General features: G+C 62.0%; 9 protein-coding genes. 3 read left to right on the plus strand and 6 right to left on the minus strand.

Going from position 1 to position 11514, the window contains the following annotated elements; all coding sequences use genetic code 11:
• The first annotated feature begins 161 nt into the window (after positions 1 to 161).
• Both AAAX73_RS03055 and AAAX73_RS03060 read left to right on the plus strand, forming a co-directional pair.
• A complete protein-coding gene (locus tag AAAX73_RS03055; protein WP_349124963.1) occupies positions 162 to 3908 on the plus strand; it encodes a phosphoribosylformylglycinamidine synthase in 3747 nt (1248 codons plus the stop codon).
• Between the two features lie 99 nt (positions 3909 to 4007).
• The gene (locus AAAX73_RS03060) at positions 4008 to 4943 is read left to right on the plus strand and encodes a DMT family transporter (protein ID WP_349124964.1); all 936 of its coding nucleotides are present in this window, start codon (positions 4008 to 4010) and stop codon (positions 4941 to 4943) included.
• Between the two features lie 100 nt (positions 4944 to 5043).
• Here the strand turns inward: AAAX73_RS03060 and AAAX73_RS03065 are convergent, their stop codons facing one another.
• The 4 genes from AAAX73_RS03065 to AAAX73_RS03080 form a co-directional block, all read right to left on the minus strand.
• Positions 5044 to 6147, minus strand: coding sequence for a GGDEF domain-containing protein (locus AAAX73_RS03065; RefSeq protein ID WP_349124965.1), 1104 nt, complete (start codon positions 6145 to 6147; stop codon positions 5044 to 5046).
• Between the two features lie 226 nt (positions 6148 to 6373).
• Entirely contained in the window at positions 6374 to 7396 is a 1023-nt protein-coding gene (locus AAAX73_RS03070) for a 2-keto-3-deoxygluconate permease (RefSeq protein ID WP_349124966.1), read from the minus strand.
• Between the two features lie 142 nt (positions 7397 to 7538).
• On the minus strand, positions 7539 to 7862 hold the full coding sequence (locus AAAX73_RS03075; protein ID WP_349124967.1) for an AzlD domain-containing protein: 324 nt from the start codon (positions 7860 to 7862) through the stop codon (positions 7539 to 7541).
• Positions 7852 to 8544, minus strand: a complete 693-nt coding sequence (locus tag AAAX73_RS03080; protein WP_349124968.1) for an AzlC family ABC transporter permease — start codon at positions 8542 to 8544, stop codon at positions 7852 to 7854. The genes AAAX73_RS03075 and AAAX73_RS03080 overlap by 11 nt, the downstream gene beginning before the upstream one ends.
• A gap of 138 nt (positions 8545 to 8682) precedes the next feature.
• Between AAAX73_RS03080 and AAAX73_RS03085 the strand changes: the two genes are divergently transcribed.
• Positions 8683 to 9495, plus strand: coding sequence for an HD domain-containing protein (locus AAAX73_RS03085; protein WP_349124969.1), 813 nt, complete (start codon positions 8683 to 8685; stop codon positions 9493 to 9495).
• Here AAAX73_RS03085 and AAAX73_RS03090 read toward each other — a convergent pair.
• A complete protein-coding gene (locus AAAX73_RS03090; protein ID WP_349124970.1) occupies positions 9492 to 10697 on the minus strand; it encodes an electron transfer flavoprotein subunit alpha in 1206 nt (401 codons plus the stop codon). The two genes, AAAX73_RS03085 and AAAX73_RS03090, sit on opposite strands and share 4 nt — an antisense overlap.
• Positions 10698 to 11513, minus strand: coding sequence for an electron transfer flavoprotein subunit beta/FixA family protein (locus AAAX73_RS03095; protein WP_349125062.1), 816 nt, complete (start codon positions 11511 to 11513; stop codon positions 10698 to 10700).
• Position 11514 lies beyond the last annotated feature (1 nt).

An 11514-nucleotide genomic window follows, 5' to 3' on the forward strand; every position in this document is an offset into this window, starting at 1 on the left:
CTTCACTGTAGCACCCTCGCCGTCCTCAACGCGCCGCGAGCTGTCGTATCATAGTGACGTTTACAAACATGTGGCTCAAGGCGACCGCGAGGCTTGCCCCGTAAACCGACCGCTGCCGCATACCGTACCGTACGCCCAACCGATCAGGAAGGCAGGAACCAATGGTCTCTCGTATCTACGTGGAGAAGAAACCCGGGTTCGACGTCGAGGCTCAGCAGCTCAAGGGCGAGCTGACCGAGATTCTCGGCATCAAGGGCATCGAGGCCCTGAGGATCATCAACCGCTACGACGTCGAGGGCATCGACGAGGAGCTTTTCCGCTCCTGCGTGCCGACCGTCTTTAGCGAGCCCCAGGTCGATGTGACCTACGACGAGCTCCCCGCAAGCGATGGCGCCGTCTTTGCCGTCGAATTCCTGCCTGGCCAGTTTGACCAGCGCGCCGACTCCGCCAGCGAGTGCGTGCAGCTCATCAGCCAGAGCGAGCGCCCCGCCGTGCGCTCCGCCAAGGTCTATATGATCTCGGGCACTCTGGACGAAGCCGCCCTCGAGTCCATCAAGCACTACGTGGTGAACCCCGTCGAGGCCCGCATCGCCTCACTCGACCTGCCCGAGACGCTGTACATGGAGACCCCCGAGCCCCAGCCCGTCGAAGTGCTCGACGGTTTCCGCGAACTCGACGAGGCCGGCCTTGCCGCCTTTATCTCCGAGCGCGGCCTTGCCATGGACGAGGCGGACATCGCCTTCTGCCAGCAGTACTTCCGCGATGAGGACCGCGACCCCACCATCACCGAAATCCGCGTGATCGACACCTATTGGTCCGACCACTGCCGTCACACCACCTTCGGCACCGTCCTGGATGACGTGACGATCGACGACGCCGTGGTACAGCAGGCCTTCGACCGCTACATGGAGATGCGCCACGAGCTCGGTCGCGACGCCAAGCCCGTCTGCCTCATGGACATGGGCACCATCGGCGCCAAGTACCTCAAAAAGACCGGCGTCATGACCGATGTCGACGAATCCGAGGAGATCAACGCCTGCACCGTCAAGGTGAAGGTCGATGTCGATGGCGAGGACCAGGACTGGCTGTTCCTCTTTAAGAACGAGACTCACAACCACCCGACCGAGATCGAGCCCTTCGGCGGTGCCGCCACCTGCGTGGGCGGCGCCATCCGCGACCCGCTCTCGGGCCGCAGCTACGTGTACCAGGCCATGCGTGTCACCGGCGCCGGCGACCCCACCGTCCCGGTTTCCGAGACGCTCGAAGGCAAGTTGCCGCAGCGCAAGCTCGTAACCACCGCTGCCGCCGGCTACTCCAGCTATGGCAACCAGATCGGCCTTGCCACCGGCCAGGTCAACGAACTCTATCACCCCGGTTACGTGGCCAAGCGCATGGAGGTTGGCGCCGTCGTGGGCGCTACCCCGGCAAACCACGTTCGTCGCGAGTGCCCCGCCCCCACCGACAAGATCATCCTGCTGGGCGGCCGCACCGGCCGTGACGGCATCGGTGGCGCCACCGGCTCCTCCAAGACCCAGAACACCGAGTCCATTGAGACCTCGGGTGCCGAGGTCCAGAAGGGCAACGCCCCGGTCGAGCGCAAGCTGCAGCGTCTGTTCCGCCGCGGCGATGCCTGCCGTCTGATCAAGCGCTGCAACGACTTTGGCGCCGGCGGCGTCTCGGTCGCCGTGGGCGAGCTTGCCGACGGCCTGTATGTCGACCTTGATACCGTAACCAAGAAGTACGACGGCCTGGACGGCACCGAGCTCGCCATTTCCGAGTCCCAGGAGCGCATGGCCTGCGCCGTCGCCGACGGTGACGTCGAGGAGTTCATGGGCTACGCCGCCGAGGAGAACCTGGAGGCAACCGTCATCGCCGAGGTTACCGCCGAGCCGCGCATGCGCATGGCATGGAACGGCGTCGCCATCGTCGATCTGTCCCGCGAGTTCCTCAACTCCAACGGTGCACCCAAGCACCAGGTCGCCCACGTCTGCGCCCGCAGCGTGTGGCAGCCCAGCTGGACCGGCACCACACTTGCCGAGCGCATGACCTCGCTCGTCACCGATCTTAACGTCGCCTCCAACAAGGGCCTTTCCGAGCGCTTCGACTCCACCATCGGCGCCGCGACCGTGCTCATGCCCTTTGGTGGCAAGACGCAGCTCACTCCGAGCTCTGCCATGGTCGCCAAGTTCCCCGTGGACGGCGAGACCACCACGGCGAGTGCCATGGCATGGGGCTTCAACCCCTATCTGATGGAGGCCGACCAGTTTGCGGGCGCCTATCTGTCCGTGGTCGAATCCATCGCCAAGCTCGTGGCCGCTGGCTTTGAGCACAAGCGCACCTACCTCTCCTTCCAGGAGTACTTCGAGCGCCTGCGCACCGAGGCCGAGCGCTGGGGCAAGCCCATGGCTGCCGTCCTGGGCGCCCTTATGGCTCAGGTCGACCTGGGTGCCGGCGCCATCGGCGGCAAGGACTCCATGAGTGGCTCGTTTGAGGACGAAGCCGGGGAGCTCAACGTTCCGCCGACCCTGATCAGCTTCGCTGTCGCTGTGGGTAAGGCCGCCCGCGCCGTCTCCCCTGAGTTCAAGGGCCTCACGCACCGCGTCGTCCGCATCGCCCCCGCCACCTATGGCGAGGACTACCGCCCCGACGCCCATCAGCTGCTCGCCGCGTTTGACGCCGTCGAGGCGCTCACCGCCACCGGCGCAGCCCTGGCCGTCTCCACGCCCGGCTACGGCTGCGGCGCCGAGAGCCTCTTTAAGATGTGCGTCGGCAACCAGATCGGTATCGAGCTTGCCGAGGATGTGGACGTGGAGAGCCTCTTCACCCCGCTCTACGGCAGCTTCATCGTCGAGCTCGCCGAGGATGCCGAGCTGCCCGAGGTCGCCGACGGTGTTGTCGTCGAGCCCCTGGGCACCACCGTCGAGGGCTATGTCATCGACACCGGCTCCGAGGTCATCGAGCTCTCCGAGCTCCAGGAGGCCTGGGAGAGCGGCATCGAGGGCGTCTTCGCCTACCGCAGCGCCGGCGAGACCCCCGAGGTCGAGACCATCGACTTCCGCGCCAAGGACATCCACGTGTACGGCGGCGCCAAGATCGCCCGCCCGCGCGTGATCATCCCCGTGTTCCCCGGCAACAACTGCGAGTACGACAGCGCCCGCGCCTTCCGCGCCGCCGGCGCCGAGGCCGACACCTTCGTGATCAACAACCTCACGCCCGAGGCCGTCGCCGAGAGCACCCACGAGCTTGCCCGCCGCATCCGTGCAAGCCAGATCGTCATGATCCCCGGCGGCTTCTCGGGCGGTGACGAGCCCGACGGCTCCGCCAAGTTCATCACGGCGTTCTTCCGCGCTCCCGAGGTCACCGAGGCAGTCCGCGACCTGCTCAAGGCCCGCGACGGCCTGATGCTGGGCATCTGCAACGGCTTCCAGGCCCTGATCAAGCTCGGTCTGGTGCCCTACGGCGACATCGTCGACGCCACGCCCGATGCGCCCACGCTGACGTTCAACACCATCGGTCGCCATCAGAGCCGTCTGGTGCGCACCCGTATCTCGTCCAACCTGTCCCCGTGGCTGTCGCAGTGCAGCCTGGACGACCCCTACACCGTCGCCATCAGCCACGGCGAGGGCCGCTTTGTCGCCAATGACGAAGTGCTCGCCCAGCTGATCGCCAACAGCCAGGTCGCCACGCAGTACGTGGGCGAGGACGGCAAGCCCAGCATGGATCTCTCCGTCAACCCCAACGGCTCCGCACTCGCCATCGAGGGCATCACGAGCCCCGACGGCCGTGTCCTGGGCAAGATGGGCCATGCCGAGCGTCGCGGCGACAACCTGTACCGCAACGTACCCGAGCATGTCCCCGGCGACAAGTTCATGCCGATCTTTGAGAGCGGCGTAGCCTACTTCGCCTAAACCTTTCCCATCGGGTACAATCCCTTCGGGTAACATCACCCGCCACCGACGCATCCGGTGGCGGGTTCTTTTTTGCTTCGCGCATGTAGGAAGGACATCATGGAAAGCCGCAAGCCGTATCTCGCCACCCTGCCCGGACTCATCCTGGGCTGCCTCGTTTGTTGCGCGCTCTGGGGCTCCGCCTTCCCCTGCATCAAGATCGGCTACGGCCTCTTTGGCATTCCCGCGCACGACAGCGCCTCGCAGCTGCTCTTCGCGGGTCTGCGCTTCACCCTTGCCGGCATGCTGGTCATTGTTGGCATGAGCGTGGCCCAGCGCCGACCGCTCGTTCCGCAAGCCCGTGATATCAAGCCCATCTGTATCTTGTCGCTCTTCCAGACCATTGGCCAGTACTTCTTTTTCTACCTTGGTCTCTCCCGTGCAAGCGCTATGTCAAGCTCCATCATCGAGGCCAGCGCCAACTTCTTGGCTATCCTCTTTGCCGCTCTGGCGTTTCGCACCGAAAAGCTCAATACGGCCAAGGTGCTTGGCTGTGTGCTGGGCTTTGCCGGCGTCGCGCTCGTCAACCTTTCGGGCGCGGATGGCACCTTTGGCTTTACACTCGACGGCGAGGGTTTTATCTTGGCTTCCACCGTTGCGGGCGCTCTGTCGACCTGTCTCATTGGCATCTTCTCGCGCGAGCATGACGGCGTCTTGCTCGCCGGCTGGCAGTTTTTAGTCGGTGGCGTGGTCCTTACCGCCATCGGGTTTTTGATGGGCGGCACGTTGTCCCCCACCGAAATCGTCCCCGCCATCGCGCTCATCATTTATATGGCACTCATTTCCGCCGTCGCGTACTCGCTGTGGTCCCGTCTGCTCGCCGTCAACCCCGTCAGCCGCGTTTCGGTCTTTGGCTTTATGAACCCGGTCTTTGGCGTGCTGCTGAGCGCGCTGCTGCTCGGCGAGGGCGCCGGCACGAGCCCCGTTACCGTCATCGTTGCCCTGCTGTTGGTCTGCGGCGGTATCATCATCGTCAACAAACCCAAAAAAGCCTAGCGAGCTCACCTTTTTAGGGAGGGTGTTCGCACACTTTATCTTAATGGAGTACATCGGTGAGCCGAGGGCCGCCACGCACGCCAGCGTGCGCCCCTTTTTTCTAGCGTATCTGGACGCCGGCCTTCTTCTTCTCGCGCTTTACGCGGTAGAGCTCCGCGTCGGCAGTGCGAAGCAAGTCTTGCCAGGTATCGACGCCATCACCAACCCGTGCGTAGCCGATGGACATCCGCAACAGATACGGAACCTCGGCGCGCGCGAGCTCGTCGTTGATCGTCGCGCACAGATGCATGATATCCTGCTCCGCCGCCGCCTTTTGAAGCACCACGAACTCATCGCCGCCATAACGTGCGATAAAGCTACCAGACGCCGAGCAGACTTCTTTGAGCGCAGTGGAGATGACCTGAAGAGCATGGTCACCCTCCACATGTCCATAGCGATCGTTAATCTGCTTAAAGCCGTCGGCGTCCATCATAAGCAGATACACATCTTCGGCCTGATCAACATTTGAGAAGAGCGACAGCATATAGGTCTCAAAACGGTTGCGATTATTAAGGCCAGTCAACGGGTCGGTCGAGATCAGCTGCTCCTGGTAGATGATGTAGAGCAGTAGGATGCTCAGCGTTATACCGACGCAAAGGCCCGGTACCGAAAACAAAACCTGGAAGGTACCGCCCACCAGAGCGGGAACCGCAAAAAAGGCGAGGGTGCGATAAATGGCCTTCTTTTGCAGGCTTTCGACTTTTCGAGCCTGAATAAAGGCATGCAAGGACGTATATATGATGTAGCAGTAGCTAACGATAGGTTGAATCATATAAAGCGCTCCGCGACGATATACGCCCTGCGCATCGATATAGAACATGGTGTGCGTCCAGTAGCTGGTAAATGCCAGCACGACCACCAATACGGTTGGCAACGTCACGAGCGCCACCCTATAGCGCGCGGTCAAAAGGCGAGAGCCCTGCACTGTCTCGGAATACAAAAACCAAATGAGGCACGCGATGGCGAACAGCGAAAACGAGACCGCGTTGGAAATCCAGTTGGCCGTGATGCCTACAGGAGTGCTCACGCCGTCCGAGAGCGTCCAGATCATATCGAAGAAAATGTAGGCAGCGGAGGTGTAGCCGAGCATGCTAAACAAGAGCTGCTGGGTGCTCGAGAACAAGGAGCGACGACTTCGCACGGCAAGCCCGATAAGAACAATCATGCATAGCACGAATATCTCTATCTTGAGTGCCTTAACCACTAGCGCCATCCCTTCAATATCCAAGTGGCCAGAATCGCCCAATTCGAATCTGGGCAACAAACACCCCCTACTCCGCAGAGATAAGGGGAATAATAGCAGAGCGCCCGAACGTCACTGCAAGACAGCTTTCGTTCGGGCGCTAAAACGGCGCGAGTTGCACGCCGGCATCATTGATGGGTACCGATTGCTACTCGCCATCGATGTCGGTCGCGACGGCTTCCTCGATGGCCTCGACACCGGCAGGCGACAGATCCTCCTTGCCTTGGCAGAACTTCTTGTCGACCCAGCCGGTCAGAATCGGAGCCATGATCGCCGTGATGATAACGGCGGTGGCGATCTGAGCGTACGCAGTGGGTGCAAGCTCGGCATAGCGCGGCGCGACCTCGGCAAGAGCAACCGGCGTGGTCATAGCCGTGCCGGCAATGGTGGAGCAAGCCACGGCAGCCTTGCCGTTACCGCCGCACAGGCGCTCGAACACAAAGGTGATGGGACCGACGACAAACAGCGTGACAAGCCCCAGCAAGATGCCGGAAATACCGCCGGTGATAAAGCTCGAAAGGCTCATGGACGCACCGAGCTGAAAACCGATGACAGCGATCGCGGGATTGGCGCCGGGGACCAGCAAGTTCTTGATGAACGGGAAGAGGTTGCCCAGAACCATACCGATGACAAGCGGCAGGATGGAGCCGACGATGGTGCCCAGTGGGATGTTGGCAAGACCCGAAACACCCAGGATGATCATGGTGACGGCGGGGCCGGCCGTAAAGAACAGGATACCGACGGCGCCCTGCTCGGACTCGTCGCCGAACTCACCCATGATGCCCGTATAGAGCGCCATGTTGCAAAACGTGATGCCGCCGATGATAGACACGGAGCTCAGGCCCAGGAAGTTGTCGTTAAAGAAATATGCCACACCCAAGCCAAGGGCAGCCGCAACAACAAGCTTGGGAATCAGCACGACGATACCGGTCTTGATGGCGCCCGGCGTGGACTTAAAGCTGATGCCCGCGCCCACAAACAGCAGGATCGCGGCGACGATGGTGTTGGAGCCGCCGCGGCAGGCGGCGGTAAAGAAGCCACCGATCTCGAAGACCTGCGGGCAGAAGGTATTGAGCAAAAGGCCGACGATCATCGGGTAGATCATGATGTCACCCGGGATGCGCGGTACTTTGAATTTCTTTTGCTCGTTGGCGGTCGCTTCCTGTGCCATGAAACCCCCATTTCAGCTGATGCAGGACAAAAGCCCATGTCACGCTTTGCTACAGTAAAGTTTGATCATGGTACCAGAGGAAGCAGACCGGCTCGGTGAGAAATTCGATTCGTTGGGCCGGGACGCTAAACGCGCCCTGCTCTTATACGAGGCTCAAAACGATATAGAACACGATGCCCGAGGCGCAGCACCACAGCATCGACTTTGTCTTGATTGCCACCGCCACGACACCGGCAGCCGCAATCCAGGGCATCAAGCCCTGCCACAAGCCGGCGTCGAAAGCGCCAGGGCTTATCAAATCGTTGGCGACCAGCGCCGCGAAGGCGGCGGGCGGAATATAACCCAAGCCCTCGGTAACGCGGGGCGACAGCGTTCTCCCGCGCAAGGCAAACGCCGGGGCAATGCGGAAAAACGCAATGGCCGCCCAAGACGACAGCCACAGGACCAAAAACTCATTAACGGGCATCGCGAGCACCCCTTCCTTCGGCGAGAGTATCACGCGCAAGCGCCGCGACAACGCCGACAAGAACGCTTGCTGGCACGGCGATATTCGTCCACCCCAAGAACTTGCATACGGCGACGGACACCGCAGCCAAACCGGCAGCCACGACATTGCCGCGCGACAGTCGTTGCGAAAAGAGCAGACAGATAAAAAGCGATGTACAGACAAAGCCCGCGATAGCGGTGGGGACATCGACAACGGCGCCGACAGCGGCGCCCATCGTGCACGAAACGCCCCATGTTGCGATGAGAATCGCGTTGAGCACAAAGGACTCGCGTGGGCCCCAATCCTCCCCCTCAATCAGCTTGGCAAGCGAGATGCCATATGCCTCCTCGGTAAGTGTCGCGGCAACAGCCAGCGTCTGACGCTTCGAGGCACCCGTCAGATACGGTGCAATCGATGCCGAGTAAAGCGCAAAGCGCGAGGAGATTGCGGCGACGCTCGCGACGATCGATGCCGCAGGCACACCTGCCAGCCACAGATTGCAGACCATAAACTGTCCGCTGCCCGTCACGAACGTGCTGCTCAGGGCAAAGACCATCCAGGGCTCCATTCCCGACTGCGCCATAATCATTCCGCACGGCGCGCCTATCGCAACATAGGTAAGCATCACCGGCCAGACGGTTTTAACGATTTTGAGCACCATAGCGTTCCTCGTCCCGATAAGATTTCCGAGCCGCATTCAACGACGCGGCAGAATCATCGCCCGATGGCAACCGAGTTCACCTACAATTGCCACCGGATCGAAAGACACAGAAAGACACAACTTTTTTAGGAAGTCATTATGACAGCTATCGATCGAACGCGGGCTGCCGCGGCCTTCAAGACCTACACCGATGCCTACGATGCCGCCAATCCGCGTATCGCGCTCAAAATCGAGCATACGTACCACGTTGCCGAGGCATGCGATGCCGTGGCACGCGAACAGGGCTGGTCACCGCAGGACATTGACTTGGCGTGGCTTTGCGGCCTGCTGCACGATATGGGCCGCTTTGAGCAGCTGCGACGCTGGGATACGTTTAAGGATGCCGAAAGCATGAGCCATGCGGCGTTGGGCGTCGAGGTCCTCTTTGGCGAAACGCCTGCAGGCGCGCCCGCGGCAACAAGTATCCGCGACTTTATCGACAACCCGGCAGAAGACGAGTTGATTCGCGCAAGCATTGCCTATCACAGCGATTTCCGCCTACCCGCGCAGCTCGACGAGCGCACGCGGCGCTTCTGCGATATTGTGCGCGATGGCGACAAGATCGACATCATGCGCACCATCGCCGACAGTACCGTCGACACCATCCTCAAAGTGGATGAGGACACATTTCTCGCCAGCCGGTTCTCGACACCGGCGCTCGCCGCCTTTGACGAGCGCCGCTGCGTTGCACGCGACGAACGCGATGAGGCCGCCGACTACCTGGTAGGGCTCATCTGCTTTATGTTTGAGCTCGTCTATCCGGCAAGCCGCGCGCTGGCGCGCGAGCAGGGCGATATCTACCGCCTGCTCGACGCGCCCTTTGGCATCGTGCGCCCCTTTACCGACCCCGCCACGCGAGCGACCTGGGAACGCCTAAAGAAAGAGATGCGAGCCTGGCTGGCCGGCGCCTAGCGCTCGAGCTGGGCCAGAAGCTCCTCGACGACTTCGACGGCGTCGCCGACAACTTTGTACTGCGCAGCGCCAAAGATGGGAGCATCCGGGTCCTCGTTGACGGCGATGATGCACTCCGCGCCGCCGATGCCGGCTAGGTGCTGGATAGCACCCGAAACGCCGATGCTCACGAGGAGCTTAGGCGAAACCGACACGCCGGTCTGGCCGATCTGGTGGCGGTACTCCAGCCAACCCGCCTCCACGACGGGACGCGTGCAACCAAGCTCGGCACCCAGCGCATCGGCGAGTTTTCGCATCAGAGGCAGATTCTTCTTGGAGCCAATGCCGCGGCCCACCACGACCAGGCGCTCGGCATCGGCAATTGATGCCTGCTGCCCCCACTCCTCGGCGGGAATCGAGATCTCGACGCGGGCCTTAACATCATCCGCAAGCGGTACCTGGGTGATTGCGCCAGAACGGCTGTAGTCAAAGTCGGGCGCCTCAAAGATGCCGGGACGCACCGTTGCCATCTGGGGACGGTGATTGGGGCAGACGATGGTGGCCATCAAGTTGCCGCCAAACGCCGGGCGCGTCTGCTGCAGCAGACCCGTCTCCGCATCCATCGAAAGCACCGTGCAGTCGGCCGTAAGGCCCGTCTGCAAGCGTACGGCCACACCGGGCGCCAGCTCACGGCCAAAGGCGGTCGCACCGTACAGAATGGCCTCGGGCCTGCGCTCGGCAACCAAATCGCAAATCAAACGAGCATAGACCTCCGCATCGTTTTGGCGCAGTCGCTCGTCGCGGCAGACCACGACCTCGTCGGCACCGGCGCAGACCAGATGTTCCAGGTCCTCAAGCGAGCCCTCGGGGCTCATACCGACCAATGCCACCAGACGGCAACCGCGGGCATCGGCAAGCTCGCGCCCTTTACCCATGAGCTCGCAGGCCACCGGGGCCACGACATCGTGCTCGTCGGTCTGAACGAATACCCAAATGTCTCGATACGCATCGAGGTCAACCGCGCCGGCGGCCTCGTCGCGCTCGATCGAAATGGCGTTGACGGGACAGGCGTCGACGCACCCGCCGCACAAGATGCAGCCGTCGGTCACATGGGCGTAGCGGTTGGGGCGCTCGCCCTCCACCACAATGCCACCCGAGGCACAGGCGCGAACGCAGCGACCGCAGCCGATACAGGCTTCGCTATCGATAATCAGTCCGCTCATCTATGCCATCCCCTCGATAATCTTGGCAAGTTTTGCCGCCTGCTCGGACGCCGTTCCGTCAACGGCCTCGCACGTTTGGTCGCGGTCGGGCACAAACGAGCGCACGACCTGCGTCGGCGATCCGGTAAGGCCGCAGCGCGCGGGGTCAGCGTTCACGTCGGCAGCGTTGACCACGCGCACGTCCGCTTCCTCGGCCGCACGAATACCGGCAATGCTCGGCATACGCAGCTGGCCGATCTCCTTGGCGGTCGTCATCGCGCACGGCATCTCCAGATAGACCGTCTCCTCGCCGGCGTCGCAACCGTGAACGAGCGAAAGCGCACCGCACGTCGTAAAACCTGCGCTCTGCACGCAGCTCACATCGGTCACGCAGGGAATCTCGAAGGCGCCGGCCAGCTCGGGGCCGATCTGGGCGGTATCGCCATCTACCGCCATCTTGCCGCAGATGAGCAGGTCGAAGTCCTCGTCGAGCGCCTCGATGCCGCACTTGAGGGCATAGGTGGTTGCCAGGGTATCGGCACCTGCAAAGGCGCGATCGGTTAGCAGCAGCGCGTCATCGGCGCCTCGGGCGATGCAGTCGCGCAATAGCGATTCAGTCGCGGGGATGCCCATCGACACCACCGTTACGCGCACGTCCATGCCAAAGCCGATAAAGTCGTCCTTCAGCGCCAGCGCGCATTCCAAAGCGCTCGCGTCAAAGGGATTAATGACCACCTGCTTGCCATCGCGCACGATGGTATTGGTCTTGGGGTCCATCTTGACCTCGGTGCTGCCCGGCACCGCCTTGACGCACACCACCATATGGAAATCGCTCATC

This window comes from Collinsella sp. CLA-ER-H9, from assembly GCF_040092295.1.
Classification (GTDB): Bacteria; Actinomycetota; Coriobacteriia; order Coriobacteriales; family Coriobacteriaceae; genus Collinsella.

What these genes read in the sequence shown, in the direction of transcription:
- AAAX73_RS03055 (WP_349124963.1), top strand. Translation starts at nt 162, where the DNA reads ATGGTCTCTCGTATCTACGTGGAGAAGAAACCCGGGTTCGACGTCGAG.
- AAAX73_RS03060 (WP_349124964.1), top strand. Translation starts at nt 4,008, where the DNA reads ATGGAAAGCCGCAAGCCGTATCTCGCCACCCTGCCCGGACTCATCCTG.
- AAAX73_RS03065 (WP_349124965.1), bottom strand. Translation starts at nt 6,147, where the DNA reads ATGATTGTTCTTATCGGGCTTGCCGTGCGAAGTCGTCGCTCCTTGTTC.
- AAAX73_RS03070 (WP_349124966.1), bottom strand. Translation starts at nt 7,396, where the DNA reads ATGGCACAGGAAGCGACCGCCAACGAGCAAAAGAAATTCAAAGTACCG.
- AAAX73_RS03075 (WP_349124967.1), bottom strand. Translation starts at nt 7,862, where the DNA reads ATGCCCGTTAATGAGTTTTTGGTCCTGTGGCTGTCGTCTTGGGCGGCC.
- AAAX73_RS03080 (WP_349124968.1), bottom strand. Translation starts at nt 8,544, where the DNA reads ATGGTGCTCAAAATCGTTAAAACCGTCTGGCCGGTGATGCTTACCTAT.
- AAAX73_RS03085 (WP_349124969.1), top strand. Translation starts at nt 8,683, where the DNA reads ATGACAGCTATCGATCGAACGCGGGCTGCCGCGGCCTTCAAGACCTAC.
- AAAX73_RS03090 (WP_349124970.1), bottom strand. Translation starts at nt 10,697, where the DNA reads ATGAGCGGACTGATTATCGATAGCGAAGCCTGTATCGGCTGCGGTCGC.
- AAAX73_RS03095 (WP_349125062.1), bottom strand. Translation starts at nt 11,513, where the DNA reads ATGAGCGATTTCCATATGGTGGTGTGCGTCAAGGCGGTGCCGGGCAGC.